General features: G+C 65.8%; 25 protein-coding genes and 1 riboswitch. Of the genes, 13 read left to right on the top strand and 12 right to left on the bottom strand.

All coding sequences use genetic code 11. The features are described from left to right. Positions 1-41: 41 nt before the first annotated feature. Genes QM685_RS20630 through mdcH form a run of 8 tightly spaced genes read left to right on the top strand, consistent with a single transcriptional unit; the run spans position 42 to position 7,210 of the window. Positions 42-815: a GntR family transcriptional regulator gene (locus QM685_RS20630; RefSeq protein WP_415118749.1), complete on the top strand. Its 774-nt coding sequence runs from the start codon at positions 42-44 to the stop codon at positions 813-815. 8 nt (positions 816-823) lie between these two features. After that, complete coding sequence (mdcA, locus tag QM685_RS20625) at positions 824-2,521, top strand: malonate decarboxylase subunit alpha (RefSeq protein ID WP_415118747.1); 1,698 nt, start codon at positions 824-826, stop codon at positions 2,519-2,521. 2 nt (positions 2,522-2,523) lie between these two features. After that, entirely contained in the window at positions 2,524-3,501 is a 978-nt protein-coding gene (locus tag QM685_RS20620) for a triphosphoribosyl-dephospho-CoA synthase (RefSeq protein ID WP_415118745.1), read from the top strand. A gap of 5 nt (positions 3,502-3,506) precedes the next feature. Next, positions 3,507-3,824 carry a malonate decarboxylase subunit delta gene (locus tag QM685_RS20615; protein ID WP_415118743.1) on the top strand — a complete coding sequence of 106 codons (318 nt, stop codon included), beginning with the start codon at positions 3,507-3,509 and terminating at the stop codon, positions 3,822-3,824. Continuing rightward, positions 3,821-4,717: a biotin-independent malonate decarboxylase subunit beta gene (locus QM685_RS20610; RefSeq protein WP_415118741.1), complete on the top strand. Its 897-nt coding sequence runs from the start codon at positions 3,821-3,823 to the stop codon at positions 4,715-4,717. The genes QM685_RS20615 and QM685_RS20610 overlap by 4 nt, the downstream gene beginning before the upstream one ends. After that, positions 4,714-5,547: a biotin-independent malonate decarboxylase subunit gamma gene (mdcE, locus tag QM685_RS20605; protein WP_415118739.1), complete on the top strand. Its 834-nt coding sequence runs from the start codon at positions 4,714-4,716 to the stop codon at positions 5,545-5,547. The genes QM685_RS20610 and mdcE overlap by 4 nt, the downstream gene beginning before the upstream one ends. Next, on the top strand, positions 5,547-6,281 hold the full coding sequence (locus QM685_RS20600) for a malonate decarboxylase holo-ACP synthase (RefSeq protein ID WP_415118737.1): 735 nt from the start codon (positions 5,547-5,549) through the stop codon (positions 6,279-6,281). Before mdcE ends, QM685_RS20600 begins: the two co-directional genes overlap by 1 nt. Then, positions 6,281-7,210, top strand: a complete 930-nt coding sequence (gene mdcH / locus QM685_RS20595; RefSeq protein ID WP_415119032.1) for a malonate decarboxylase subunit epsilon — start codon at positions 6,281-6,283, stop codon at positions 7,208-7,210. Before QM685_RS20600 ends, mdcH begins: the two co-directional genes overlap by 1 nt. A gap of 60 nt (positions 7,211-7,270) precedes the next feature. Here mdcH and QM685_RS20590 read toward each other — a convergent pair whose 3' ends face one another. The 7 genes from QM685_RS20590 to QM685_RS20560 all read right to left on the bottom strand — a co-directional run bounded on the left by QM685_RS20590 (position 7,271) and on the right by QM685_RS20560 (position 14,516). Next, positions 7,271-7,795 (bottom strand): hypothetical protein, encoded by a 525-nt coding sequence (locus QM685_RS20590; RefSeq protein ID WP_415118735.1) that lies wholly within the window; start codon positions 7,793-7,795, stop codon positions 7,271-7,273. Positions 7,796-7,838: 43 nt separating this feature from the next. Then, positions 7,839-8,936, bottom strand: coding sequence for a C1 family peptidase (locus tag QM685_RS20585; RefSeq protein WP_415118733.1), 1,098 nt, complete (start codon positions 8,934-8,936; stop codon positions 7,839-7,841). Positions 8,937-8,983: 47 nt separating this feature from the next. Next, positions 8,984-11,113, bottom strand: coding sequence for a hypothetical protein (locus QM685_RS20580; protein ID WP_415118731.1), 2,130 nt, complete (start codon positions 11,111-11,113; stop codon positions 8,984-8,986). 549 nt (positions 11,114-11,662) lie between these two features. Beyond that, positions 11,663-12,247 (bottom strand): hypothetical protein, encoded by a 585-nt coding sequence (locus QM685_RS20575; protein WP_415118729.1) that lies wholly within the window; start codon positions 12,245-12,247, stop codon positions 11,663-11,665. A gap of 160 nt (positions 12,248-12,407) precedes the next feature. After that, positions 12,408-12,995, bottom strand: coding sequence for a hypothetical protein (locus tag QM685_RS20570; protein ID WP_415118727.1), 588 nt, complete (start codon positions 12,993-12,995; stop codon positions 12,408-12,410). A 394-nt stretch (positions 12,996-13,389) separates the two neighbouring features. Next, positions 13,390-14,025, bottom strand: coding sequence for a carbonic anhydrase (locus QM685_RS20565; protein WP_415118725.1), 636 nt, complete (start codon positions 14,023-14,025; stop codon positions 13,390-13,392). Positions 14,026-14,249: 224 nt separating this feature from the next. Next, positions 14,250-14,516 carry a DUF1488 domain-containing protein gene (locus QM685_RS20560; protein ID WP_233835623.1) on the bottom strand — a complete coding sequence of 89 codons (267 nt, stop codon included), beginning with the start codon at positions 14,514-14,516 and terminating at the stop codon, positions 14,250-14,252. A 301-nt stretch (positions 14,517-14,817) separates the two neighbouring features. On the opposite strand from QM685_RS20560, the gene QM685_RS20555 reads away from it, so the two are divergent. Next, positions 14,818-16,263: an MDR family MFS transporter gene (locus QM685_RS20555; protein ID WP_415119030.1), complete on the top strand. Its 1,446-nt coding sequence runs from the start codon at positions 14,818-14,820 to the stop codon at positions 16,261-16,263. 60 nt (positions 16,264-16,323) lie between these two features. Here QM685_RS20555 and QM685_RS20550 read toward each other — a convergent pair whose 3' ends face one another. From QM685_RS20550 to cbiE, 5 genes are all read right to left on the bottom strand, one after another. Continuing rightward, positions 16,324-17,493 (bottom strand): alpha/beta hydrolase family protein, encoded by a 1,170-nt coding sequence (locus tag QM685_RS20550; RefSeq protein WP_415118723.1) that lies wholly within the window; start codon positions 17,491-17,493, stop codon positions 16,324-16,326. A 2-nt stretch (positions 17,494-17,495) separates the two neighbouring features. Beyond that, positions 17,496-18,479 (bottom strand): AraC family transcriptional regulator, encoded by a 984-nt coding sequence (locus QM685_RS20545; protein WP_415118721.1) that lies wholly within the window; start codon positions 18,477-18,479, stop codon positions 17,496-17,498. 69 nt (positions 18,480-18,548) lie between these two features. Then, complete coding sequence (gene cobM, locus QM685_RS20540; protein WP_415118719.1) at positions 18,549-19,277, bottom strand: precorrin-4 C(11)-methyltransferase; 729 nt, start codon at positions 19,275-19,277, stop codon at positions 18,549-18,551. A 43-nt stretch (positions 19,278-19,320) separates the two neighbouring features. After that, positions 19,321-20,049, bottom strand: coding sequence for a cobalt-precorrin-6A reductase (locus QM685_RS20535; protein WP_415119028.1), 729 nt, complete (start codon positions 20,047-20,049; stop codon positions 19,321-19,323). Positions 20,050-20,114: 65 nt separating this feature from the next. Next, complete coding sequence (gene cbiE, locus QM685_RS20530; RefSeq protein WP_415118717.1) at positions 20,115-21,338, bottom strand: precorrin-6y C5,15-methyltransferase (decarboxylating) subunit CbiE; 1,224 nt, start codon at positions 21,336-21,338, stop codon at positions 20,115-20,117. A gap of 83 nt (positions 21,339-21,421) precedes the next feature. Beyond that, a riboswitch (cobalamin riboswitch) is annotated at positions 21,422-21,601 on the top strand. A gap of 134 nt (positions 21,602-21,735) precedes the next feature. Here cbiE and cobG point away from each other — a divergent pair. The 4 genes from cobG to cobJ are packed head-to-tail and all read left to right on the top strand — an operon-like array spanning position 21,736 to position 26,319. Continuing rightward, on the top strand, positions 21,736-23,166 hold the full coding sequence (cobG, locus tag QM685_RS20525) for a precorrin-3B synthase (protein WP_415118715.1): 1,431 nt from the start codon (positions 21,736-21,738) through the stop codon (positions 23,164-23,166). Then, on the top strand, positions 23,159-23,785 hold the full coding sequence (locus tag QM685_RS20520; protein WP_415118713.1) for a precorrin-8X methylmutase: 627 nt from the start codon (positions 23,159-23,161) through the stop codon (positions 23,783-23,785). Before cobG ends, QM685_RS20520 begins: the two co-directional genes overlap by 8 nt. Then, positions 23,786-24,529, top strand: coding sequence for a precorrin-2 C(20)-methyltransferase (locus QM685_RS20515; protein ID WP_415118711.1), 744 nt, complete (start codon positions 23,786-23,788; stop codon positions 24,527-24,529). Further along, positions 24,526-26,319, top strand: coding sequence for a precorrin-3B C(17)-methyltransferase (cobJ, locus tag QM685_RS20510; protein WP_415119026.1), 1,794 nt, complete (start codon positions 24,526-24,528; stop codon positions 26,317-26,319). The genes QM685_RS20515 and cobJ overlap by 4 nt, the downstream gene beginning before the upstream one ends. The last annotated feature ends 12 nt before the right edge of the window (positions 26,320-26,331 follow it).

Here is a 26,331-nt window from a genome sequence, read left to right as displayed (position 1 = left end):
GCGCTGCAAAACGCGTCTTTTTATATACAATATTTGAAATCATGAGCGACGCAACTGAAGGTTTTCCCCTGGAGTCCACCGCGCGCGGGCCGATTCTTCCGGCCGCGGCGCGGCGCGAAAGCACCTCGCACGTGATCGCCCAGGCGCTGCGCACGGCGATCGTCGACGGCACGCTCGCGCCGGGCGCGCCGTTGCGTCAGGACGCGATCGCGCGGCATTTTTCCGTGAGCGCCATTCCCGTGCGCGAAGCGCTGCGCCAGCTCGAAAGCGAAGGCTGGGCCCGCGTGGCGGTCAATAAAGGCGCGACGGTCGCGCCGCTCTCCGCCGACGAAGCGCGCGAAATCTACGAGATCCGCTCGGCGCTCGAAAGCCTCGCGCTCAGCCTCGCCATTCCCCGCCACACCGCCGCGACGCTGCGCGAAGCAGCCAACCTGTGCCGCGCCGCCGAGCGCGAAGCGGACCCGTCGCTGTACGTCGCGCGCAACGCCGCGTTCCACATGAGTCTCTACGCGCCCGCCGGCCGCCCGCAGTTGCAGGACATGATCGGCCTGCTGCACCGGCGCGGCGAACGCTATCTGCGGCTCAAGTTCGGCTTGCCGTCGTACAAGGGCGAGTCCGACAATGAGCACGCCGCATTGCTCGCCGCGGTGCAGCGCCGCGACATTCCCGACGCACAGTCGCTCGTCGTCGCGCATCTGCTCGGCACCGGCGAACTGCTGCACCGTTTCCTGACCGAACGCGCGCAAGCCGAAGCCGCGCTTGCCAATCAACCGAAGCCGCGCGGCCGACGCCCGCGCGCCACCACCGGGAGTTGACCGAGCCGATGAACCACCCCGCCGAAGCCGCCATGTCGCCCGCTACGTCGTCCGCCGCATCAGCATTACCCGCCGCCCGTTCATGGACGACCCGCCGCGACGAAAAGCTGCGCCGTCTCGCGGCCATCGCCCCTTGGCTCGAAGACGGCGTGCTGCCCGCGCATCGCATCGTCGAGGCGCTCGAAACGCTGATCCAGTCCGGCGAGCGCGTCGTGCTCGAAGGCGACAACCAGAAGCAGGCCGATTTCCTGTCGCGCTCGCTCGCCAAAGTCGATCCGCAAAAGCTTCACGGCATCCATCTGCTGATTTCGAGCATCAGCCGTCCCGAGCATCTGACGCTGTTCGAGCGCGGCATCGCGCACAAGGTCGATTTCTCGTTCGCGGGGCCGCAGAGCCTGCGGGTCGCGCAACTGCTCGAGGACGGCCAGCTCGAGATCGGCGCGATCTACACGTATGTCGAGCTGTACGCGCGCATGTTCGTCGACCTGAGCCCGCACGTCGCGCTGCTGTGCGCGGAAAAGGCCGACCGTCACGGCAACCTGTACACCGGCCCGAATACCGAGGACACGCCGACGATCGCCGAGGCCGCCGCGTTCCGCCACGGCATCGTGATCGTGCAGGTCAACGAGATCGTCGATGAACTGCCGCGCGTCGACATTCCCGGCTCGTGGGTCGACGTGGTCGTGCAGGCGGACCGGCCGTTCGCGGTCGAACCGCTGTTCACGCGCGATCCGCGCCATATCGGCGACTTGCAGGTGCTGACCGCGATGATGGTGATTCGCGGCATCTACGAGCCGTACGGCGTGAGCTCGCTGAATCACGGCATCGGCTTCGATACCGCGGCGATCGAACTGCTGCTGCCGACCTACGGCGAATCGCTTGGACTCAAGGGCAAGATCTGCCGCAACTGGACGCTCAACCCGCACCCGACGATGATCCCGGCGATCGAGTCGGGCTGGGTCGACAGCATCCATTGCTTCGGCAGCGAGGTCGGCATGGAGGCGTATATCGAGGCGCGCCCCGATGTGTTCTTTACCGGCAACGACGGCAGCCTGCGCTCGAACCGCGTGCTGTGCCAGCTGGCCGGGCAATACGGCGTCGATCTGTTCATCGGCTCGACATTGCAGATCGACGCGGACGCGAATTCGTCGACGGTGACGCGCGGGCGGCTGGCCGGCTTCGGGGGCGCGCCGAACATGGGCCACGATCCGCGCGGCCGGCGTCATTCGAGCGAGGCGTGGCTGAAGCTGCTGAAAGGCGACGGCTCAGTGGCGCGCGGGCAAAAGCTCGTCGTGCAACTGGCCGAAACGTACAAGAAAGGCGGCGAGCCGACCTTCGTCGATGAACTCGACGCGGTCGCGGTCGGCGCGAAAAGCGGCATGCCGATCGCACCGGTGATGATCTACGGCGACGACGTCAGCCACGTCGTCACCGAGGAAGGCATCGCGCATCTGCACAGGGCCGAAGGCATCGACGAGCGGCGCGCGGCGCTCGCCGCGGTGGCCGGCGTGACGCCGATCGGCCTGCGCGCGAAACCCGAAAAGACCGCGGAATTGCGCCGGCGCGGCATCGTCGCGTATCCGGAAGATCTCGGCATCCGGCGCGGCGAGGCGAAGCGTTCGCTGCTCGCGGCGCGCAGCATCGACGATCTGGTGACGTGGTCGGGCGGACTCTACGAGCCGCCTGCGCGCTTCAGGAGCTGGTGACGATGGCGCCCGCTGCTGCTCTGCTCGAACGTCTGGATCCGGCGAGTGCGTGCGTCGTACGCGACGCAGGCGAGGCACGTGGGGAGGTCGTCGCGTCGCCGCTTGCCGATGAGGCGCAACTCGCGCGTTGCGCGGTCGTCGCGCTGCTCGACGAAGCCGAGCTCACGCCCAAACCCGCGCTGGTCGACCGGCGCGGCAGCGGCGCGCATCGCGACCTCGATCTCGCGACGATGCGGCGCTCGGCGCACGCGCTCGAACCGACTTTCGCGGCGCTCGCGCGCGTGGCGCGCCGCCGTGGCGAACCGTCCGCGCTGCTGCGCACCGAGCTCGCGCAAATCGGCCGCGCCGGCGAACAGGACATGCTGCGCGCGACCGGCGGCAGCAACGCGCATCGCGGCGCGATCTGGATCATCGGTCTGCTCGTCGCCGGCGCGGCGCTGGAGATGTCGGCCAGCGCCGCCACGCATGCACGGCTTTCCGGCGATGCCACGCAGCCGGACGCCGCGCGCGTCTGCACGCTGGCCGCGCGGATCGCCTGTTTTCCGGACCGCTTCGCCGCCCCTTCGAACAGTCACGGCGAACGCGCGCGCCGACGCTATCAGGTCGGCGGCGCGCGGCGCGAGGCGCAAGACGGCTTTCCGCACGTGATCGGCGTCGGCCTGCCCGCGTTGCATGCGGCGCGTGCGCGCGGCATCGACGAAAGCGCCGCGCGCATCGACGCGCTGCTCGCGATCATGACCACGCTCGACGACACCTGCCTGCTGCATCGCGCGGGCCTCGCCGGCTTGCACGCGGGCCAGCGCGGCGCGCAACGCGTGCTCGACGCGGGCGGCAGCGCGGTACGGGCGGGCCGCGTCGCGCTCGACGCGCTCGAACGCGAGCTGCTGTCGCTGAATGCATCGCCCGGCGGCGCGGCCGACCTGCTCGCCGCCACCCTCTTTCTCGACATGCTGGCGCCTCGCGACGCCGGCCGGAGCTGAGCCTCATGGAACATCTGACCTTCGACTATCCGGCGCGCCGCGCCGTCACGACCCGCGCGCACGTCGGCGTGGTCGGCTCGGGCGATCTGGAAGTGTTGCTCTCGCCCGCCAGCAATGCCGGCAGTGGACTCAGCGCGCGCGTCGTCGTCCGCACGAGCGTCGACGGCTACAGCCATATCTGGAAGAGCGTGCTCGACCGCTTCTTCACGCGCTACGACGGCGCCGCCCAGATCGAAATCAACGACTTCGGCGCGACGCCCGGCGTGGTCGCGCTGCGCCTCGCGGAAGCGGTCGAAGCCGCCGAGGAAGGAGACGCCGCATGAGTACTGCCGCTCATGTTCAAACCGCGGCTCAAGCCGCGCCGCTGCTGCACGACAGCTTCATCGAACTGCCCGCGCGCGAGCGTGCCCGTGCGCTGCTCGATGCGGGCAGCTTCCGCGAACTGCTGGGTCCGTTCGACCACATCGAGTCGCCGTGGCTGCCGTTGCAGGGGATCGTCTGCCAGGCCGACGACGGCTGCGTGATCGCGCGCGGCACGATCGACGGCGAGCCGGCCGTGGTCGCCGCGATCGAATCCGCGTTCCAGGGCGGCAGCATCGGCGAAGTGTCGGGCAGCAAGATCGCCGCGGCGCTCGAAATGGCCTTGCGCGACTGCGAGCGCGGCAAACCAGTGCGCCCGGTCGTGCTGTTCGAAACCGGCGGCGTGCGGCTGCAGGAAGCGAACCTCGGGCTCGCGGTGATCGCCGAGATTCAGGCGGCGATCGTCGCATTGCGCCGGCACGTGCCGGTGGTCGGCGTGATCGCGGGGATGGTCGGCTGCTTCGGCGGCATGTCGCTCGCGGCTGCACTGTGCTCGTATCTGGTCGTGACGAAACAGGCGCGGCTCGGGATGAATGGACCCGAAGTGATCGAACAGGAAGCCGGCATCGAGGAATTGGACGCGGGCGATCGCCGCCGTGTGTGGCAGTTGATCGGTGGCGAGCAGCGTGTCGCGAGCGCGCTCGCGGATCGACTCGTCGAGGAGGACACCAACGCGGTGCGCGCCGCCGTCCGCGCCGCGTTCGCGCAGGGCGTGCCGGCCGCGCATCGCAGCGAACAGGTCGACACGTTCCTGCGGCGGCTCGCTCGGATCGACCCCGCGAACGTCACGCCGCGGACAATGCGCGACGTCTACAACCCGCGTGAGCACGACGCATCGAACGGAGAGCAGGCATGAACGACACGACACTGACGCGCGGCGCGCGCTGGTTCCGTGCGCTGGCAGGCGAGCCGGCCAGCGAGGCGCCCGTCTGGAGCGGCGACGCGCTGCTCGGCGGCGAAACCGCGCGCTTCATCGCGGTCGTGCCCGATCCCACCAACCGCTTTCCGCGCGCGACCAGTAACGTGGTCGGCCTCGAACAGGGCTGGCGGCTCGCGCGCGCGGTACGCGAAGCGATCGACGCGGACGCACGCGCCGACGCAGGCGCCGGGGGCCACTCGCGCCGCCCGATCGTCGCGATCGTCGACGTGAAAAGCCAGGCGTATGGGTATCGCGAGGAAATGCTCGGTATTCATCTCGCGTGCGCGGCGGCGGTCGATGCGTATGCGAGCGCGCGCGACGCGGGCCACCCGGTGATCGCGCTGATCGTCGGACCGGCGATGTCGGGCGCGTTTCTTGCGCACGGCTATCAGGCGAACCGGATCGTCGCGCTCGACGCGCCCGGCATGATGGTGCACGCAATGGGCAAGGAAGCGGCGGCGCGCGTCACGCGCCGCACCATCGAGGCACTCGACGCGCTCGGCGAGACGATCGTGCCGATGTCGTATTCGATGGCGTCGTTTGCGAAGCTTGGACTGCTCGATCAACTGATCGAGGGCGTCGATGCGGATGCGCCGGATGCCGCGCAGATCGAGCGCGTGCGTGCGGTACTCGTCGAACAGATTCGTGGCGCGCGCGAGGGTGACCGGACGCTGGCGCATCGGCTGGAATCGGCGGCGGCGCGGCAGAATCGCGCGGCGTCGATCGAGGTGCGGCGACGGCTCGCGCAACAGTGGGAGGCAGTGTGATGCGTGTTGGTGCGGCGGCGCCGTTCGATGTGTCGTATGCCGTGTCGTCCACGGCGGCGGCTGCGGCTGTTGCGGCGGCCACGAGCGATGCGCGGTGGCGGCCGCATGATCTGTTGCGTTTGCAATGCCTGCGTTCGTTCGATGACGAACTGGCATGGGTCCGCGATGCATTTGCGCGTGCTCCCTATGCGGTCGTTCGGCGTGCGTTGACAGCGGACGGTTTTGTAGCGATTGGCGTGCGCGGTGATGGACGTGCGCGGCGCTATGGCACGTGGGCGCACGAGAGCGATATCGTGAGCGTGGTGGCGCCGGAATCGCTGGTGCAGGCACAACCCGGCGGCGGGCGCGGCGTGCTGCCCTCGTTCGTCGCCCTCGCCGCCTTGCGGAGTGATGCGCGCGCTCCGCTCGCCGGATTCGTCTGGGGGCCGACCGGCAGCACCGGTTTCGAACTGGCGACGAATATGCCGGCCGTGACCGAAGCAAGCGATCTCGATCTGTTGATCCGCACGCCTGAACCGCTTGCGCGAGACGTTGCGTGCGTGCTGTTCGAGCAACTGCAAACTGTCGCGGCGCGTGTCGGCATCCGTATCGATGCACAGCTCGAAACACCGGCGGGCGGCATCGCGCTCGCCGAATGGGCCGCGGGCAAAGCGCGCGTGCTCGCGCGTCATGCGAGCGGCCCGTATTGGATCGCCGATCCGTGGGCCTCGACGGCTCACGGCGGCGCGGCATGATGCTCGCGCTCCTGTTTCCCGGCCAGGGCGCGCAGAGCGACGGCTTTCTGCATCGTTTGCCGCAACATCGCGCGGTGCATGACACGCTTGCGGAAGCGTCCGACACGCTCGGCCTCGACGTGCTCACGCTCGATACATCCGAAGCACTGAATTCGACGGTCGCGGTGCAAGTCGGCCTGACGATTGCCGGCGTCGCGCTCATGCGCGCGCTCGCCGTCGAGGGATTGACGGCGCAGATGAGCGCCGGTCTGTCGGTCGGCGCGTATCCGGCGGCGGTCAGTTGCGGGGCGATCGAATTCTGTGACGCGTTGAAGATGGTGCGGCGGCGCGCCGAATTGATGGAAACGGCGTATCCGTCGGGGTATGGCCTCGCGGCGATATCGGGCTTGAGCGAGCACGAGGTGGAAACGCTCGCCGCGCGGCACGCGGATGAGGTTCAGCAACGTGTGTATATCGGCAACGTGAATGCGCCGCGCCAGATCGTGATAGCCGGTGCGAACGATGCGCTCGATGCGTTCATTGCGCGTGCGTTGGCGACGGGTGCGCGTAAAGCCACGCGGCTTGCGGTCAGCGTGCCGTCTCATTGCGAACTGCTCGCGCAGGCTACTGATGAATTGCTGGCGTATTCGCGTGAGTTGCCTTTTCGACAGCCTCGCGGCGTCTATATCGGCAATCGCGGCGGACGTCCGTTGTATACGGCCGATGCGATCCGGGAAGATCTCGCCACCAATATGCGCTATACCGTGCGCTGGTTCGATGCGCTCACCGCGATGCAGGAAATGGGCGCGAACGTGCTGGTCGAGGCGCCGCCGGGGCAGGTACTGACCGATATTGCGCGTGAGAACTTTTCCGATACCACGGCGCTTGCGGCCAGTACATTGCCGTTCGAGCGGTTGATGGCGACTGTTCGCAGGCGGCTGACGGAGTAGTTGTTTTTAGAACGACGCATCCCCTGTGGTGAAGTCGACTCCGCTAGTTGTCGCGTGAACTCACCGCCGACGCCGGTCGAGCGAACTGCATCGGTAAATCCCGCGGACCGGCTGGACCGTATGCGGATCACCCGACGAGGGAACGCTGCTCGCCGGCCGCGTCGCGGATGCGGAATGTCCAGCCGCCGCGGCCTGGTCGTGATAGGGGTGGCACGTTGCGAACGTATATGTCGGGTCCACGTCGTCGCTGCGCCGTGCGCACTCCGCCTGCGGAAATCCCCGCTCGACGATATCGAAAACGAACTGAACAAGCTGCGCCCGATTGCGCGCTACGCCGTACACGTTAGGCGGTACGCCGTCCGCCTGCGAGAAGTGGTACGAATAGATGATCGCGGGCGCTCGACTCGAAGCGTACGGAACCGCGCAGAGTTTTCCAAGGAAAGTCAGCCCGCCACACTCGTCGAGCGCCGCCGCCCCACGCGAATTGCTTTCCGGTAACGCAATGCTCGTGATAACAATGCCGTATTGGCCGCGTCGCAGCGCCACGTAGGCATCTTCTGGACGGTTGACGTAGTCGACTGTCATGAGCCCCTGTTGCTGCGCCAACCGTTCGATACTTCCGTTTCTGTCAGCCCGCCGCCGATACGAGCCGGATCGTCCAGAAATCCGCGCACAGATCCGGATCGGTGACGTAGCTGTACGGCATCGTGAAGTACCCGCCGTGGCCCCAGTTGTCGCCCCACGAATTGCGGACCTCAAAGGTCGCGCTGATGTCGTCGTAACCGACAGCCATCACCGCATGCCCGCCGATGATATGTTCCGATCGCCTTGGCAAACGCAACACGCCGCATCGGGCAATCTCTTCCGAACTGAACGACTCGTAGCACGTGAATCCGAATACGAAAGGCCAGCCCGACGCGATGCATCCCTTCAGTTGCTCGAGTTGTTGTCGCAGGCGGCTGTAGCCCACTGAGCGGTCGAGCGACGCCTGTTCGTAACACGCTTTGGGCGGGCGCCGCGCGAACTTCTTCTTGTCGTAGGCCCACTCGCCTATGCGCCCGCCTTCGAAACACGATCCAAGTGCCGCCACGCATTTGATGCCGTCGCGTATCTGCGCGCCGCAATCCTCGCTCACGGCCCCCTCGATCGAACGTTGGTTGTAGTAGATGAACAGACGCGAAGGCACACGTCCGGAGTGCGGCAACGACTGCCTCATCCGTTCGAATTGAACGGCCGCGGCGATGGCATTCGCGGAGCAGCTGCCGAGATTCTTCTGGTCGTACACAGGCGGACACGATTCACGCAGGCTATACCTGTCGGGTAACTCGAGGTATAGCGGCGCCGAGTAGTAGTGATCGCGCTGGTCAGGAACATCTCGCGTCCAGCCGAAGCCTTTTATCGTGCGCACGTGTGTGTGGTGCGACGTGACGGGAAAAAGCGGCATTCCGTTGGAGTCGGGTATGCCACCTTTCGAAGGGCGTACCGCCTGCTCGTGATGAGCCAGCAAGGGCACGCCGTCGCCGTCGTGATAGTAAGGCCCTTCTTGCGAGTCGTCCGAGTCGTTCGAGTCGCCCGGATCTTCCGCTACGCCCACCAGTGTCGGCGCACGGCGCTTTTTTGCCAACAACGGATAGTTGCTCCCGGGGCTATACCATGGCCCTGCTAAGCTTTCATGCAAGCTTTCTGTGCGCTTACCAGACCGTTTCTCTTTTCCGCCCTTTGCCATTGCGAACCTCCGCATCCAGAGTAAATCGACTTTGTCGGGAAGTACGCTCAGCCGTCGTGCGTTGCGCCCGCCTTATCCGGAAGTTGCTCCCCTTTCCTGTGGCCCGCGGCATGATTCGCCGGGGCGACGTCATCATGAGCGCCGTGCGCGGGCGCGACCGGCTGGGTAGGCAATGGCGGCGTCGGAGCGGATGCCGCCGCGGCACCCGCTGCCCCGCCGGCGGCCGGCTCCTTCTTCCTGGTCGCGGGTTCGTGGACCGGCTGTTTGCGCGTGGTCGTCGCCGCATTTTTGGGAGGTTCGGGCGTCGGCATATAAAGGAGCGACGAGAACACGAATTTCCCGTCCGTTGCGCCAGCAGCCGTCGGACCATCCCACGACTCCGTCGCGGGTTGCAAAATCAGCGTCCCCTTCAGCGGACCCGCCTTGCCGGGTACGACGTTGCCCGGCATCGATTTCAACGGCGCAAGTGACGGAAATTGAATCTGCAGCGTGCGGCCTTCGTTTGTTGGAGTAATGGAATTGGCCGCCAGCACGAGCTTGCCGCCTGCCAGTTGCAACTGGGCTGACTGGGTCACCGGCAGCAGTTCAGGGTTGATGCCAATAGTCGCGGTACTCGAGGTGGCGCCGTCCTGAAGATAAACGATCTGGTTTGCCTGCGTCAGAGGCCCCTTATTCGCCGGCGGCAGGTCGACGTAGGCCACGGAAAACTCACTGCTGGCGCCGACGTCCCCCAACGCGGTCCAAAGTACCTGCGCGTTATCCGTAGGAAGGCACGCCTTCTTGAGCGTCTGGAGAAACGTGCCATAGTGTCCGAAGCGAATAGCACCGACCAGGTCCCCGATATCCTTGGGATTATTCGCTGGAGAGGTGAGAAACGACGGTCCCACAATGCGCGTGAGCACCTTTCTCGCTTCAGTAAGTCCATAAGTGTCGTTTGCATCCAGCACCTTTCCGGACACCGCATTGCGCAAATGACTAACCGTTGCGACATTCAATTGCATATGGTCGGCCTTGCAGCGAGGAGTCAGTACAACGAGCGTCACGTTGTGAGTAACGGTCGACATCGAGTATTGCGACTGTGCATTAGCCGGTGCCCCGAACCGGACCTGCATGATGCTGTCGGTAACCCGAGACACCATGTACAGACTGTTGTAGTCCATGCCAAGAATGGATTGAAGATTTTTAGTGATCTTCTCCATATCCCCCTGGAGCGCAACGTTGCCGATGTTTCCGCCCAGACCCAGCGCGAGGTCACGAGCGAGTTGGACCGTATTGGATGCCTGCTGAGCTTCGATGCTGTCCGTCACCAGTAACGGTATGGCTATCGCCGCATTCGTAGGTGATTTCGGCTGTTCGTGTTTGGTCATACAGGTGGCAAAGAGCCCCATGTCGACGTAAACGTCGAAAGGTTGGTAATGCGCATACGGAGAGACGCTTATCTGCGCGCGAACCACATACGGCTCCCAGTCCGCCTTGAACGCGGCATCCTTCAGATAGCGGCTCAGGATTTGCATTTCCTGATAAATACTGAGCGCGAGTTCATGCTGCAATAGCGGATTACTTTCTATTGAAGGAATCGGAGCATTGCCAACGTCGCTTGCGCTCGCGGCAGCAGGCGCACTTGCGCCATTTGCCGCGCTCGCGGGGCTTGCCGCCGAAGCTTCCGAAGCGCCAGCCGCGCCGCCCTTACTGTCCTTACCGCTCTTCTTTCCGCCTTTTCCTCCACCGCCTCCCGCGTCCGTCGAACTCGCTCCCGACGCGGGAGCCGCCGCACCTGTCTGGTCATCCCCACCGTCGCCATTAACGTTATTGGTTTTACCCCAGCCGACTTTCAACTTGCCGTTGAACGCGTCGTAGACATTACGCACATAGTTCGATGTCACAGGGAGCGCCATGTTCTCGGCTTGCTCTATGGTGACCGACATGTTTGGCTGCAAGACCGATTCGTATTCGCTCCATCTGCCGGCCGAAAGCACGGCAACGTGAACACTCGCGGCTTCTTGCTGCGATGATGGAATATGCGGATTGAATGTCGGACTGGTACAGGCCGTTACCAAAGCAAGACTGCCGAGCCAGAATCTGGATGCACGAGTGCACAGCCCGCGCAGCGGCATTGAATGAGCCGCATGTAATGACTCCTCGTTCCCCCTCGTTCTCCATCCCTTGCGCTTATTCATCACGCCACCCCATTCATATCAATTTTTTGGGATTCGTTCTTTGTGTTAGTTCGATATTTGCGAACATCATGTGGCGCAAGAAAGAAATCCGCACTTCAGCTTCGCGGATTGCTGATTTTTTGTTTTTCCGATAGCAGTAACTACCGCAGATCTTTGCAAGGGAAAAATAGATCGCGGTAAAGTGCGCGCCAACGAAGGTTTACCCTATTTGTCACCCGGCACACCAATTGACGCATATTCCTGTTCGCTGATTATCAAGCGATCCAGCAACCATGTGGAACGGCCATTTAAATGCGCTACTGCACGCCGTGGATGATGGGCCTGTTGACGTTCGATGGGCTGTGGCAAGCGAACGTATCGAACAGCAAATACTGGCCGCGGGGTTAGCGGAATGGAAGAGATTGAACGCCAGCATCCGATCCTGCATCTGGACCGGTATCATCGGACTTTTGACCAGTTCGTCCAGTAAGGCCTTGGACAGGTTGTTCTAGGTCAGTTTCGATATTTCAAAGACAAAGATCCGACTCTGTTCCAAACAGAGTTCTACTATTACTCGGTATTGTCTTCATTGAACCTCGGATTGAGGACAACATATGTCAGGCAGCTCCGGTTACGCTCCTTGAAACCAAACGACAGTTTTCCCCATTCCGGGAAAGCCGAATATGACGCGGCCTCATCAAGCGAACGCCCGCGAGGGTGGTCCGTGAGCCTGATCCCATGATAATGCGCACGTACTGTATCAAGGGTAATGCAAGAGCTATCAAGGTTAAGAACGAGGAAACCCGGGTGTCCTGCTCTATGCCGGATACGTAAATCTACGTTGCTGATTACTACGTCATCTGAGAGCTTGAGCGGGCCACCTGTGTAGAACTGGAATGCGGTGTTCTGTATCGGGTCCCTGCTGGTATCTTTCTCGACAAGCTGAGTTACCAGCAAGCTTTCGATCCTGGTCCTGGTAAATGGAATCTGTTGGGCCACTGCGTCGATAGTTTGCCACAGGGTCATGTCCGCTTTCGCTATTTGTGAATTCTTTCCGTGTTGTACGGCCGACTGGCTACATCCGACAAGCACAATCGCCGCACCGAGTATTGCGAAATACCTGATCAGACTAGCCGGACTCGCGAGTCCGGTCATATCAGTTTCCATAGCAGTCAGAGCAAGTCTGCCCCGTGTTCGAAGTGATTTCGTTGCCAAACATTGATGACCAATCCTCGTGGCACGAATACATCGCATGTCAAACGTCACGGGATCTGTGCGTGCTCGGACCTCCGCTCTATCCAAACTGAAACTTCCACTACTGTGCGGTCTTGTCTGCCTCGAACCTCGGATCGAAGGCGACATATGCCAGACAACTCCGGTTACGCTCCACGAAACCAAACGACAATTTCCCCCACTCAGGAAAAACCGAATATGACGTGGCCTCATCAAGCGAATTCCCGCGAGGATAGTCCGTGATTTTGAGTTTGCCGTAGTGTGCACGAACCTCGTCCGGGTGAATGCAGTTGCCGCCAACGTTAAGCACGAGAAAGCCGGGATGTCCTGATCTGTGTCGGATACGCAAATCTACGTCGCTGATTATTACGCCATCCGTCAGTGTGACGGGACCGCCTGTATAGAACTGGAATGCCGTATTTTGAAATGGGCTTCCACTAGTGTCTTTCTCGACAAGGTGAGTCGCGAGCAAGTTTTCGACCTTGATCTTGGTAAATGGAATCTGCTGCACCAGTGCATCGATGGTCCGCCATAGCGTCGTGCCCGGCTGCGTCATCTGTGAATCCTTTCCGTGTTGTTCGATCGGTTGACTACATCCGGCAAGCCCGATCGACAAGCCAATCATTACGAGCGTCTTGAGAGGATGGCCTCGATTAATAGGTCTGGTCATACCCGCTACTGTTCCCGGCAAGACTCGCATCGTAGCAACTCACACGCAGCCCCGTAGCTATCTCAATATCAATCTTTACAAGGCTTTAAACTTTTTAGGAATGTTCCTGGCTGGACGTTACCCACTGGTGCGAACCGGATCGACATTTCAGACAGGATAAGAAATGATCACCACCACCTGCCGGTTGCGATGAAGTCAGAGCCCATCGCTCAAACCCGAAAAAAAAACGCGGCGCACGGAAAATCCGCTGCGCCGCGTTTTTTTCAGGTGGGGTATCGTACCGCCGCGTCAATCACCGGGGTTACCAGGTCATGACAGAACAAATGACACGTCAGCAAGCAAAGCTGAGAAACACGCTAAAAAAAACCATTCAATAACACATCAAGAACCCACGTCAAACGGCATAAATATCCCGGTTATCCGCCAACGACAAAAACTCGCCGCTCTTTCCGTCGAGCGCGAGCATCTCCCCGCTTTCGATGTTGAAGATCCAGCCGTGCAACCGCAGCGTCTTGTTCGCGAGCCCGACGGCTACCGACGGATGCGTGCGGATATTGCTGAGCTGCGCGATCACGTTGTCCTTGACCAGCGCTGCCAGACGCTCGGCATCCGAGCAGTAGTGGCGCGATGCGTTGATCGCCTTCGCCGCATCCGCGTGACGCAGCCAGCTCGCAACCGCAGGCATGTGCTCGAGATTCGTGCAAGTCGAGATTGCCGTCATCGCGCCGCAGTTCGAATGGCCGCAGATCACGATGTCCTGCACGCCGAGCACGGCCACCGCGTATTCGACGGTGGCCGACACACCGCCCGGCTCCGGGCCGTACGACGGCACGATATTGCCCGCGTTGCGGATCACGAACAGCGACCCCGGCTCCGTCTGCGTGAGCAGTTCCGGCACCACGCGGCTGTCCGAACAGGTGACGAAAAGCGTGCGGGGACTCTGCGCCGTCGACAAACGCTTGAACAGCGCACTCTGCTGCGGAAAGACCTCGCGTTGAAAGCGGATCAAACCTTCGATGATTTCCTGCACGATATTCTCCAGAGAAGCAAAGAGGCGAATGATTGATTGCCGCGACTATACCGCAGCCGTTTAATCGTCGCGCGAATCATCGTGCTAATTGCGCTGCGCGTTCCGAATCACCACGACACGCGTAGCGCGCCGTGACGCGTCGTTCCCTGCCGCATCGTTTCAGCCGCCCGGCCGGCCTGCGCGGTCAAACCCCACGGCTGGACCGCGCAGTCAAAAAGCGCGTTTCAAACCTTGTCGAAGTCGCGCGTCTCGAGTTCGACGGACCGCCCGCCGTTTCTTTCGAGCACCCGCCGTGTCGCATTTTCAATGCGCGCGCGATTCGCCTCGAACGTCCCCACCAGATCGTGAGCCGACGGGCCCCCGTTGCCGAAATGACTATTCAGCGCATCCAGCGATACGCTGCACCATACGTCCGTCCCGTCCACATTGGCTTCGAAGGCGACGCGTGCGGCAGCTATCACTTCCCGGCGTCCGGTGAATTCGATCCTCATAATCGTCCTCCATGTGTCGAAAGGGAAACCTGAATGCGCAACGGCCGTGCCAACCGGCCGACGCTCCGGACCGTCGGGTCCGAAGCACGCATTCTCCGCAAGGTGCATACTCCACACCGGCCGCCACGCGGCCGCGCTGATGCGGCGTCGCGGCAAGGCCCCGCGGGCCGTCGGACGCGCCCAACATATCGATACTACGCCCTTCATGTCTTCCAGCCCTCAACGCAGCGCCCCAAGCAGCCCGCAGCCGCCGTCTCCACGCAGTTCTCAATCCTCGCGCGCGCTCGTGATCGCCGCCGTAATGGCGTCGATGGCGATGGTCGCGATCGAAGCGACCATCGTGTCCACCGCGATGCCGCAGATCGTCTCGCAACTCGGCGACCTGCATCTGTATAGCTGGGTGTTCTCGTCATTCCTGCTCACGCAGACCGCGATGACCGTGGTCTTCGGCAAGCTCGCTGATCTGTACGGACGCAAGCCGGTCATGCTCGCCGGCATTGCGGTGTTCCTGCTCGGCTCGGTGCTCGCCGGCTTCGCATGGTCGATGCCGGCGATGATCGTGTTCCGCCTGATCCAGGGCGTCGGCGCGGGCGCGATCCAGCCGATCACGCTGACGATCGTCGCCGATCTGTACCCCGCGCGCGAACGCGGCAAGGTGCAGGGCTATCTCGCGAGCGTGTGGGCGATTTCGGCGGTGGTCGGGCCGATGGTCGGCGGCTTCATCATTCACAACCTGTCGTGGGCGTGGATCTTCTGGATGAATGTGCCGATCGGCCTCGCGTCGGCGGCGGGCTTCATCGCGTTCCTGCGGGAGTCGGAGCGGCACGCGCGCCCGTCGATCGACTTCGGCGGCGCCGCGCTCTTCATGGCCGCGATCGCCGCGCTGATGATGGCGCTCACCTATGCGGGCGACAACGCGTTCGCGCCCGCCGCGCTCGCGGGCGGTGTGTTCCTGCTGTGTGCGCTGCTGTTCGTGCTGCAGGAGCGCCGCGCGGCCGAGCCGATGATCTCGTTCGCGCTGTGGAGCCGCCGGCCGATCGCCGCGTGCAACAGCTCGACCGTGCTCTCCGGCATGATCCTGATGGGCGCGACCACGTTCCTGCCGATGTACGTGCAGGGCGTGCTGCATCGCTCGCCGGTCGTGGCCGGCCTCGCGCTGACGATGATGATGGTCGGCTGGCCGGCCGGCGCGACGCTCGCGGCGAAGTCGTTCCATCGCGTCGGCCTGCGGCGCATCCTGGTCGGCGGCAGCGCGTTCGTGCCGCTCGGCGCGGTGCTGCTGCTGTTCCTGTCGCCGGGCGTGTCGCCGCTCGTCGCCGCGCTCGGTTCGCTGGTGATGGGCTTCGGCATGGGCACGTCGAGCGTCAGCTCGCTCGTGCTGATCCAGGAGATCGTGCGGATGGAAGAACGCGGCAGCGCGACCGCGTCGAACCTGTTCTCGCGCAATCTCGGCAGTACGCTCGGCGCGACGCTGTTCGGCGCGGTGCTCAACTTCGGGCTCACGCATTCGAAGGGCGTGGCCGTCGTCACGTCGGATCAGTTGAAGGCGCTGTTGCAGAACCGCGCGGTGGATCTCGGCGATAGCGACCTGATCCGGCTCGTGCTGCATCAGTCGCTGCATCTGACCTTCGTGTCGATCTTCGTGATTGCGCTGTTCGTGGTCGCGCTGCTCGCGCTCGTGCCGTCGATCAGGCTCGGCGAGGACAAGCCGGTGCCGATCGAGGCGCTGTCGCCGCTGGAGGATTGAGCGGCGCGGCGAATGTGGTGGCAAATACCGCGATGAATGATGCGGCGATGAATGCCGCGACTATTGCGAACGCCCCGCCGGCAACGTCGCCGCAAAGAAACCCCGCACCCGCGCGGCGGTTTGCGCATGCACCGCCGCGCGATCGACGCCCGGCCCGTCCTTGCAGATCATCGCCAGATGCTCGACGACCTGCGGCTCGCAGACGTCCAGGAACGTGTAGTGCGACGCGCCCGGCACGATCGTGACCGTCGCCTGCGGCATCAGATCCCCGATACGGTGGATGTTCGTGCCGACCGGCGCGGTCACGTCGGCCGCTCCGGCCAGCAGCGCGACCGGAATCGTCACGTCCGCGAACGAAGCCTTGTCGAACGCCTCTCCGAGCGCCGGCGCGATCGCAAATGCCGCCTTGATGCGCGGATCGCGATACGAGTCGCCCGAGCGCGCGCGCGACGCTTTCGTTTCAGGCGACAGCGTGTCGAGCGTGAGCTTCGGCGCACCCGGCTCGCTTGCGAGGTGGGCGGCTTCAGGCGGCGTGCAGATCGCGTCGGCGGCCGGCGACGTGCAGAAGCGTTCGAACGCGGCCAGATTGGTGCGCGCACCCGCGAGTTCGAGCACCGTATAGCCGCCGAGCGAAAAGCCCAGCGCGCCGATTCGCGCCGTGTCGACATGAGGGCCGAGCCGCGGATCGGCAAGCACGCCGTCGAGCACTTCGCTCACGTCGGTCGCGCGTTCCCACCAGAGCATGAAGCCGTCGCGCGTCAGCGGCTCCAGCGCGGTGTTGCCCGGATGATTGACGCCCGCGACGATGTAACCCTGCGCGGCCAGCGACGCCGCCAGCCAGTCGAGACTGTCCGCGCTGCCGCCCGTGCCATGCGACAACAACAGCAACGGATAGCGCGCGTGCGCGCCGGAAAGCGGCGCATCGTCGGCGGCCGGATGGCCGATGAAGATCGGATGGCCCGGCGCGCCGAGATCGTGAGGCGTCTCGCGCTGCGCCGCATCGGCCGGATACCAGATGCGGGTGATCAGCGCATGCGTTTGCGCGCCGCGCCAGTTGCGGGCCACCGTCGGATGAAACACACGCACCGTTTCGCCGACGTGCCAGTCCGCCGGATCGGCCTGAGCCTGAACTTGAACCTGGGCAACGGCGTTCGCCGATAACGACATCGATACGCACACCATCGACAACGCAACCGCGCGCGCAAGCGCGGCACAGCCTCGACGCAGCATGGTCAATCCTTGCGAATGGGAATCAGCAGATCGGTGACGCAGGTGTGTTGCGGGCCGGCATCCGGCGAGCTTCGATACAGTTCGAGCGCCGGCCGCCGATCGCGCGTGTAGCCGCTGCGCGGCAGCCAGCCGCTATTGAGCGCCCTGAAGGTCGGCGAAATCAGCGCGTAGGGGCCGACCAGCCGATGCACCGCATACAGACCGCCTTCCAGCCGCAGCGGCTCCACGTGTTGCGCGCGCTCCTCCTGAGCCATCTGTGCCATCCGTCCGGATTCGCCGAGCCGCGCGAGCGCATCGGCAAGACCCGCCTGCGGCGCGGCGGCGATGCCCGCGTGATAGCGGAAGCCGCCGGGCCCCGCGGCATCGCGCGCGCAGATGCCGATACGTTGATGCGGCAGCGGATCGTCCGCGCAGCGCAGCATCTCCATCAGCGTGCGGAACGTCTGGCCGATCGTCGCGACCGGCCCGTCATGGCGAAGACAGAGCACATCGAGCGGCGCCAGTTCCGCGACTTCGACCTCCGGCGGCTCCGGCATGCCGCTGGCGCCGTGCGTCGCTTCGCGGGCTTGCAGCGCCCGCCGCCGCGCGGACGAAGCCGGCGAGCCGGACATGGCGGCCCCGGAACACGGATGCGCAACCAGGTGCCTCTGACGCGCCCTGAACTCGCTCGGCGACACGCCGGTGAAACCGCGAAACGCGCGCGCGAAGGCCTGCGGACTGTCGTAGCCGGCATCATGCGCGACCGCCGTCACCCGCGCGGCATCGGTCAGACGCTGCGCGGCCTCGGCAAGCCGCAGCCGCTTGACCGTCTCGACGACGCTCTCGCCCATCAACGCGCGATACACCCTGTGGAAGTGATACGGCGACATGTGCGCGACCGCGGCCAGGCTTTCGAGCGTATGCGGCGCGCCGGGCTCGAGCAGAATGGTCTCGACCACGCGAGCGATCCGTCGACGGTAATCACGTTCGGTGCTGGGTTTCATCATGGCGCCAGGATAACGGGGTCTGCGTGACAGCGCGGTGCAGAACTTGCGGATTTTCTCCCTGTACGGCGCTCAACCGCCCTTCGCGTACAACGTCGAATCGGCGAAACCTTCGGCGGCCAACACCTGCCCGACCAGAATCAGCGCGGTCCGTTCGATCGCGCTGCCTTCCACCTTGCCGACGATATCGTCGAGCGTGCCGGTGATCTTCTCCTCGTCGGGCCAGCTCGCGCGATAGATCACCGCGATCGGGCACGCGCCGCCGTAATGCGGCCGCAATTCATCGACGATGCGCGCGAGGTGGCGTACGCCGAGATGAATCGCCATCGATGCGCGATGCCGCGCGAGATCGGCCAGTTGCTCGCCGTCGGGCATCGCCGTCTTGCTCGCGTAGCGCGTGAGGATCAGCGTCTGCGATATGCCGGGCAGCGTCAACTCGCAGCCGAGCGCCGCCGCGCAGGCGGCCGTCGCGGTCACGCCGGGCACGATTTCGTACGGGATGCCCAGCTTGCGCAGACGGCGGATCTGCTCGCCGATCGCGCCATACAGCGACGGATCGCCCGAATGCACGCGCGCGACGTGCTGGCCCCGCGCATGCGCCGCCGCGAGCAGCGCGACGATCTGGTCGAGATCGAGCTCCGCTGTGTTGACGACCTGTTCGGCGCTGTGCCCTTCGAGCACCGCGGCCGGCACGAGCGAACCCGCATACAGGATCACCGGACAACTGCGCACGAGGCGTTGCCCCTTTACCGTAATCAGCTCCGGGTCGCCGGGACCCGCGCCGATAAAAAACACCGTCATTCGCTACTCCAGTATTGATTCAATGGCGCATGGCCCGATCGACTCATGGCCTGATTTGCGCGCGCAGCGCGTCGAGCAGATCGGCAACCCCGGCGAATTCGCGATCGACCGCGGGCAGAACCGGCCGACGCAGCATGACGACCGGCAAGCCGCGTTCGCGCGCGACGTCGAGCTTCGCCTCCGTCGCGCCGCCGCCGCTGTTCTTGCTGACCACGACGTCGAACCCTTGCAGCGCGAACAGCGCGCGCTCGGCATCGAGCGTGAACGGCCCGCGCGCCGCGATCACGCGCGAGCGCGCCGTATCCGCATGCGACTCGAGACAGCGCACGGTCCAGAACTGATAGGGCGGAATCTCGTCAAGATGGGCGAGTGGTTCGCGTCCGAGCGTAAAAAATGGCCGCCTGAACTGTGCGAGCGCCGCCGTCAGCTCATTCCAGTCGCCGACCATGCGCCAGTCATCGCCGGTTTGCGGCTGCCAGGCCGGTCGACGCAACGCCCAGCATCGCACGCCTGCCGCGCGACACGCGTGCGCCGCATTGGCGCTGATCCGCGCGGCGTACGGATGCGTCGCGTCGATCACGAGACCGATCCGTTCACTGTCGAGGTAGCGCGTCAAACCCTCGCTGCCGCCAAAGCCGCCCACGCGCACCGCGCACGCGAGATCGTCCGGCACCCTGGCGAGCCCCGCGAGGCTGTACACATGGGCGGGCCCCAGTTGACGCGCGATCTTCAACGCGTCGCCGGTGCCGCCGAGCAGCAGAACCCGCGTCATCGCGCAGCTACCCGTCGTGTAGCCGCTGCGCAGCGGCGTGGGTTGTTCGGGCGTTTCTTCTCTCATCACGAATCGGACGATGCAGTCGCGGGCTTCGCCGCTTCGAGCAACGTGATCGGCAGCGCCTGGCGCCACGTATCGAAGCCGCCGAGCGGTTGTGCCTGCGCGAGCGCGATACGCGTGAGGGTGCCGCCATGCCGCTCGCGCCACGCGGCAAGCACCGCTTCGCCTTGCAGCGTGACCGCGTTCGCGACGAGCCGGCCGCCGTCGCACAACCGCGCCCAGCAGGTATCGAGCACGCCGGGCTCCGTCACCCCGCCGCCGATAAACACCGCATGCGGTGCCGGCAGCCCCTGCAACGCGGCGGGCGCGCGGCCCGCCACCAGTTGCAGACCGGGCACGCCGAGCGCGTCGCGATTCTGCTCGATGAAGCGTTGCCGCGCGTCGTTTGCTTCGATGGCGATCGCGCGGCAGCTCGGATGCGCGCGCATCCATTCGACGCCGATCGAGCCGCTGCCGGCGCCGACGTCCCATAGCAATTCGCCGGGCGCGGGTGCGAGACGCGCCAGCGTGATCGCGCGGACGTCGCGTTTGGTCAACTGGCCGTCGTGGATAAAGGCATCGTCGGGCAGACCGCAGGTCAGCGGCAGACGCGGCGCGTGTGCCGACGCGCGGCAGTCGAGCGCGATCAGATTCAGCGCGGCCAGCTCGCCCGCCGGCCATTGATCCGCGCGGCCATCGACGCGCCGCTCGCGTTCACCGCCGAGATGTTCGAGCACGCTCATCCGTGTCGCGCCGAAACCGCGCGCGTCGAGCGCCGCCGCGAGCACCGCGGGCGTGCGGCCGTCCGCGCTCAGCACGAAGATGCGTGCGCCGTCGTGAAGATAGGCGTTCAACGCGGCGAGCGGCCGTCCCACCAGCGAGACGGCGGCGACTTCCTGCAACGGCCAGCCGAGCCGCGCGGCCGCGAGCGACAACGACGACGGCGCGGGCAGCACGCGCAATTCGCCGGCCGGCAGTTGCCGCGCGAGCGTCGCACCGACGCCGAACAGCATCGGGTCGCCGCTCGCGAGCACGCACACCGCGCGCGGCCGCTCGGCGAGCAGCGGCGCGAGATCGAACGGACGCGGCCACGCGGCGCGGCGCGCGGCGAGACGCGCGGGCAGCATCGCCAGATGCCGCTCGCCGCCATACACGACCGACGCGCCCAGCAACGCACGCCGCGCGGGCCGTCCCAAACCGGCGAAACCGTCGTCGCCGATGCCCACCACGGTCAACCAGGCCGGCATGCATCCACCCTCATCGTGTCTCGTCAAAAGTGCGCCGAGCCACGCCAGTCAAAGCGTCCAGCCTCGTTGCGCGGTTCGAAAAAAGGCATAATACAGCCGCCGGTGCCCTTCGGGGCCGAAGAGGGAACACAGTGACGATGTGGCTGCCCCCGCAACTGTATGCAGCGAGTCCGTCTGCTCCACGTGCCACTGGTTCGACCGGGAAGGCCGCGACGGACCATGACCTGCGAGCCAGGAGACCTGCCGGCGAAACTGGTCGTGCCAACCCACATCGGACGGGGTGTACCGATGCCGCAGCAAGGTCCGCGACGCGGCTTGCCCGGGCCATCGCGCGACGCTATATCCGGTGTCCGTCTTGAATCGAGCTTCGCCCTCCACCGCTTTGTCCCACGCAGCCATGCCGCCGCGAGCCTCCGCGTGTCCGGGGCTCGTGCGCATCGTCGCCGCGCGCGACGGCGGCATCTGCCGGATCAGGCTGCCGGGCGGCGCACTGAGCGCGGCGCAGGCACGCGCGATCGCCGCTGCGAGCATGCGGCACGCGAGCGGCGTGATCGAGCTGACCAATCGCGCGAATCTGCAATTGCGCGGCGTGCGCGACGGGCATGAGGCCGCGTTGAGCGCGGCGCTGATTCGCGCGAGGCTCGGGCCGGCGACGGCTGCTTGTTCCACTGCCTCTTTCGCTGCTTCTTCCACTGCCTCTTCCGCATCCCTTCCCGCCTGTCCCGCTACGGCGGCAGGTTGCGCCGACGACGTGCGCAACGTGATGATCAGCCCCATCGCCGGCCGCGATCCGTCCGCGCTGATCGACACCGCGCCGCTCTGCGCCGACCTGCTCGCGCTGCTGCAAGGCGATGCGCGCTGCGCGGCGTTGTCGCCGAAATTCGCATTGCTCGTCGATGGCGGCGAACGGCTCGCGCGGCTCGATCATCCGCATGACGTGTGGCTCGCGGCGTCGGCTGGAGAAGACGGCGTGCGCTTCGTGTTCGGTCTCGCAGGATGTCCGGGTCCGTCCGCGAACGTCGACGAACCTCGCAACGCCAACGGCACGGGCGCACTCGCCGCGGTGGCGCCGTCACGCGTCCTCGCGCTCGTGCGCGCGTTGCTGCACACGTTCGTCGATCTCGCCGCCGCCGACGCGACCCGCATGCGCGACCTGCTCGCCACGCACTCCGCCGACGCGCTGCTGCAGCACGCGCAACGCTACGTCGATTTCCCGCTCGCGCGCGATGCAACGCTCGGCCACTGGCAACGGCAAAATCCCGCCGACGCGTCGCTGCGTCTCGGCGCGCACGCGCAGCGCGACGGCGGTCTGTGGCACGTGGGCGGCCAGCCGCCGCTCGGCCGTCTCGACGCGGCCACGCTACGCCGCCTCGCCGCGCTCGCACAGCGCCACGGCAACGGCATCCTGCACGCCACGCCGTGGCAAAGCGTGCTGCTGCCCGATATCCCGGCGCAGGCCGTGCCCGCCGTTCTCGCTGAACTGAGCGCGCTCGGCCTCGCCTGCGATCCCGCGCAACCCATCGCGCACGTGATCGCGTGCGCCGGTTCGAGCGGCTGCGCGAAGGGCCTCGCCGACACCAAGGCCGATGCGCTGCGACTCGCCGCGCGACTGCCCGACGGCGTCGACGTGCATCTGAGCGGCTGCATGCGCTCGTGCGCGGCAGCGCACTGCGCGCCGTACACGCTGCTTGCGGTCGCGCCCGGCCGCTACGACCTGCATCGACGCGACGGCCGCCCTGGTTTCGGCCAATGCGTCGCGCCCCAACTGACGATCGACGAGGCCGCCGCGTTCCTCGCGCGCCTCGCCCGGAGTAACCCCGATGTCTGATTACATTCGCGACGGTCAGGAGATCTATCGCCAATCCTTCGCGACGATCCGCGCGGAAGCCGACCTGTCGCGCATCCCCGCCGACCTCGAAAAACTCGCGGTGCGCGTGATTCACGCGTGCGGCATGGTCGACGTGATCGACGACCTCGCGTTTTCCGACGGCGCGGGCACCGTGGGCCGCCGTGCGCTCGCGCTGGGCGCGCCGATCCTGTGCGACGCGGGCATGGTCGCGCAGGGCATCACGCGCGCGCGGCTGCCGGCCAACAACGACGTGATCTGCACGCTCACGCATGGGGACGTGCCCGCCGTCGCGCGCGACATCGGCAATACGCGCTCGGCCGCCGCGCTCGAATTGTGGCGTCCGCATCTGGCCGGCAGCGTCGTCGTGATCGGCAATGCGCCCACCGCGCTGTTCCATCTGCTCGACATGCTCGATGCCGGCGCGCCGAAGCCCGCGCTGATTCTCGGCTTCCCGGTTGGCTTCGTCGGCGCGGCCGAATCGAAGGCGGCGCTCGCCGGCGATAGCCGCGGCGTGCCTTACGTGGTCGTCCACGGACGGCGTGGCGGCAGTGCGATGGCTGCCGCCGCGGTCAACGCGCTCGCGACGGAGGCCGAATAAATGACGCGGCCATCGACACCCCAGGGGCGGCTGTTCGGACTCGGCGTCGGCCCCGGCGACCCGGAACTGATCACGCTGAAGGCGCTGCGCCTGCTGAAGGCGGCGCCGGTGGTCGCGTACTTCGTCGCGAAGGGCAAGAAGGGCAACGCGTTCGGCATCATCGAAGCGCATCTGCGCGACGCGCAGCAGCATCTGCCGCTCGTCTATCCTGTCACGACCGAAGCGCTCGAACCGCCGCTGTCCTATGAGGCGATCATCGCCGACTTCTACGACACCGCCGCCGAAGTCGTCGCGGGTCATCTCGACGCGGGCCGCGACGTCGCCGTGATCTGCGAGGGCGACCCGTTCTTCTACGGCTCGTACATGTATCTGCACGACCGGCTCGCGGCGCGCTACGAAAGCGAAGTGGTGCCCGGCGTGTGCTCGATGCTCGGCGGCGCGGCGGTGCTCGGCGCGCCGCTCGTGTATCGCAACCAGAGTCTGTCGGTGCTGTCGGGCGTGCTGCCGGAGGACGAACTGCGCCGCCGTCTCGCCGACGCGGACGCCGCCGTCGTGATGAAACTCGGCCGCAATTTCGACAAGGTGCGGCGCGTGCTCGACGAACTCGGGCTCGCGCGGCGCGCGCTGTACGTCGAACGCGCGACGATGAGCAATCAGCGCATCGTGCCGCTCGCCGAAGTCGATCCGATGGCGTCGCCGTATTTTTCGCTGCTCGTCGTGCCGGGGCAAAAATGGCAAGGATGACTGCGCCGGCGATCGTGATTCTCGGGGCGGGCGCGCTCGAGACCGCGCGGCGGATTCAGGCGCTGTATGTCGACCGGGTGGCTCACGGCGCACCTGACGCTCATGGAGCCCATGCCGCGTATCGCGACCAGACGCGCTGTGAAGTGCACGCGTTGCAAGGCCGCGTCGATGCCGACGTCGCGTATACCGAACTCGGCGCGCATCTGCGCGAGCTGTATGCGCGCGGCACACCGATCGTCGCGTTGTGCGCGGCCGGCATCGTGATCCGCTGCCTCGCGCCGCTGCTGTCGAACAAGGGCGCCGAGCCGCCGGTGCTCGCGCTCGCCGAGGACGGCAGCGCGGTCGTGCCGCTGCTCGGCGGCCTCGCGGGCGTCAACGTGATGGCGCGCGAGATCGGCGCGGCACTGGCCGTGCCGCCCGCGATCACGACGAGCGGCGAGTTGCGCTTCGGCACCTGCGTGCTGAATCCGCCCGATGGCTATGCGCTCGCCGATATCGGCCAGGGCAAGCGCTTCGTGGCGGATCTGCTCGCGGGGGAAAGCACGCGCGTCGAAGGGGACGCGCCGTGGCTCGATGATGCGCAACTGCCGCGTTCCGCGTCGGCGCGTCTCGCGATTCGGGTGACGCCGCGCGCATGGGATGGGCGGACAGACGAACTGGTGATTCATCCGAGGAGTGTGGTGGCGGCGATTACGATTGCCGACGGCGATACCGGTCCCGATGCAGCCCACGCCATCGCCACACGCGTGCGCGCGGCCCTGCGCGCGCACGACCTCGCACCGCTTTCGCTCGCGGCATTGCTGGCGCCAGCCAGCAGCATGACCGATCCGGCGCTCGCGCAAGCCGCCGCGCTTCTCGACGTGCCGCTGCGCTTCGCCGACGCAAACGCCGAGGATGGCGAGCCGAAAGCCGCCACCCTGCTCCACAGCGCACTGCGCATCCCGCACGAAACGCTTCACGACGACGCGCAAACCGGCGTCACCGTCGCCCTCACCCCGCTCGCCATCGATCCCGCGACGATCGGCCGTGCGCGCGGCCGCCTGACCGTGATCGGTCTCGGCCCCGGCAGCGCCGAACTGATGGTTCCCGCCGCGCGCGCCGCGTTGAACGAGGCCACCGACATCCTCGGCTACGACACCTACGTGAAAATGGCCGGCCCGTTGCGCGCGGACCAGCGTGTGCACGGCACCGACAACCGCGAGGAAATGCAGCGCGCGCGGCACGCGTTCGAACTCGCGAGCGCGGGCCGCGCGGTCGTGATGGTGTCGTCCGGCGACCCCGGCGTGTTCGCGATGGCGGCGGCGGTGCTCGAAGCACTCGAAGCGTCAGGCAACCACGCATGGGCGGCCGTCGAACTGTCGATCGTGCCGGGCGTATCGGCCGCGCTCGCGACCGCCGCGCAGGCCGGCGCGCCGCTCGGCCACGACTTCTGCATGCTGTCGCTGTCGGACAATCTGAAACCGTGGACGATCATCGAAAAGCGCCTGCGCCACGCGGCCGAAGCCGATCTCGTGATGGCGTTCTACAACCCGATCTCGCGCGCGCGGCCGTGGCAGCTCGACAAGGCGCTCGACATCGTGCGGGAATATCGCGCGGCGTCGACGCAAGTGGTGCTCGGCCGCGACATCGGCCGGCCCGGCGGCACGCTGCGCACGCTCACGCTCGGCGAAATTCGTTCGGCCGACGTGGACATGCGCACGATGGTGATCGTCGGATCGTCGCTGACGCGGCGGTTTGCTTGCGGCGAGAACGGCGCGCAATGGGTGTATACGCCGCGCTGGTATGAATGAGCGAGGCCGTCC

The sequence above is a fragment of the Paraburkholderia sp. genome (genome assembly GCF_047605525.1).
In the GTDB taxonomy this organism is placed as follows: domain Bacteria; phylum Pseudomonadota; class Gammaproteobacteria; order Burkholderiales; family Burkholderiaceae; genus Paraburkholderia.
The sequence above is the reverse complement of the archived record's forward strand: the minus strand, read 5'-3'. Positions and strand labels throughout refer to the sequence as shown.

What these genes read in the sequence shown, in the direction of transcription:
- QM685_RS20630 (WP_415118749.1), top strand. Translation starts at nt 42, where the DNA reads ATGAGCGACGCAACTGAAGGTTTTCCCCTGGAGTCCACCGCGCGCGGG.
- mdcA (WP_415118747.1), top strand. Translation starts at nt 824, where the DNA reads ATGAACCACCCCGCCGAAGCCGCCATGTCGCCCGCTACGTCGTCCGCC.
- QM685_RS20620 (WP_415118745.1), top strand. Translation starts at nt 2,524, where the DNA reads ATGGCGCCCGCTGCTGCTCTGCTCGAACGTCTGGATCCGGCGAGTGCG.
- QM685_RS20615 (WP_415118743.1), top strand. Translation starts at nt 3,507, where the DNA reads ATGGAACATCTGACCTTCGACTATCCGGCGCGCCGCGCCGTCACGACC.
- QM685_RS20610 (WP_415118741.1), top strand. Translation starts at nt 3,821, where the DNA reads ATGAGTACTGCCGCTCATGTTCAAACCGCGGCTCAAGCCGCGCCGCTG.
- mdcE (WP_415118739.1), top strand. Translation starts at nt 4,714, where the DNA reads ATGAACGACACGACACTGACGCGCGGCGCGCGCTGGTTCCGTGCGCTG.
- QM685_RS20600 (WP_415118737.1), top strand. Translation starts at nt 5,547, where the DNA reads ATGCGTGTTGGTGCGGCGGCGCCGTTCGATGTGTCGTATGCCGTGTCG.
- mdcH (WP_415119032.1), top strand. Translation starts at nt 6,281, where the DNA reads ATGCTCGCGCTCCTGTTTCCCGGCCAGGGCGCGCAGAGCGACGGCTTT.
- QM685_RS20590 (WP_415118735.1), bottom strand. Translation starts at nt 7,795, where the DNA reads ATGACAGTCGACTACGTCAACCGTCCAGAAGATGCCTACGTGGCGCTG.
- QM685_RS20585 (WP_415118733.1), bottom strand. Translation starts at nt 8,936, where the DNA reads ATGGCAAAGGGCGGAAAAGAGAAACGGTCTGGTAAGCGCACAGAAAGC.
- QM685_RS20580 (WP_415118731.1), bottom strand. Translation starts at nt 11,113, where the DNA reads ATGAATAAGCGCAAGGGATGGAGAACGAGGGGGAACGAGGAGTCATTA.
- QM685_RS20575 (WP_415118729.1), bottom strand. Translation starts at nt 12,247, where the DNA reads ATGACCGGACTCGCGAGTCCGGCTAGTCTGATCAGGTATTTCGCAATA.
- QM685_RS20570 (WP_415118727.1), bottom strand. Translation starts at nt 12,995, where the DNA reads ATGACCAGACCTATTAATCGAGGCCATCCTCTCAAGACGCTCGTAATG.
- QM685_RS20560 (WP_233835623.1), bottom strand. Translation starts at nt 14,516, where the DNA reads ATGAGGATCGAATTCACCGGACGCCGGGAAGTGATAGCTGCCGCACGC.
- QM685_RS20555 (WP_415119030.1), top strand. Translation starts at nt 14,818, where the DNA reads ATGGCGTCGATGGCGATGGTCGCGATCGAAGCGACCATCGTGTCCACC.
- QM685_RS20550 (WP_415118723.1), bottom strand. Translation starts at nt 17,493, where the DNA reads ATGCTGCGTCGAGGCTGTGCCGCGCTTGCGCGCGCGGTTGCGTTGTCG.
- QM685_RS20545 (WP_415118721.1), bottom strand. Translation starts at nt 18,479, where the DNA reads ATGATGAAACCCAGCACCGAACGTGATTACCGTCGACGGATCGCTCGC.
- cobM (WP_415118719.1), bottom strand. Translation starts at nt 19,277, where the DNA reads ATGACGGTGTTTTTTATCGGCGCGGGTCCCGGCGACCCGGAGCTGATT.
- QM685_RS20535 (WP_415119028.1), bottom strand. Translation starts at nt 20,049, where the DNA reads ATGACGCGGGTTCTGCTGCTCGGCGGCACCGGCGACGCGTTGAAGATC.
- cbiE (WP_415118717.1), bottom strand. Translation starts at nt 21,338, where the DNA reads ATGCCGGCCTGGTTGACCGTGGTGGGCATCGGCGACGACGGTTTCGCC.
- cobG (WP_415118715.1), top strand. Translation starts at nt 21,736, where the DNA reads ATGCCGCCGCGAGCCTCCGCGTGTCCGGGGCTCGTGCGCATCGTCGCC.
- QM685_RS20520 (WP_415118713.1), top strand. Translation starts at nt 23,159, where the DNA reads ATGTCTGATTACATTCGCGACGGTCAGGAGATCTATCGCCAATCCTTC.
- QM685_RS20515 (WP_415118711.1), top strand. Translation starts at nt 23,786, where the DNA reads ATGACGCGGCCATCGACACCCCAGGGGCGGCTGTTCGGACTCGGCGTC.
- cobJ (WP_415119026.1), top strand. Translation starts at nt 24,526, where the DNA reads ATGACTGCGCCGGCGATCGTGATTCTCGGGGCGGGCGCGCTCGAGACC.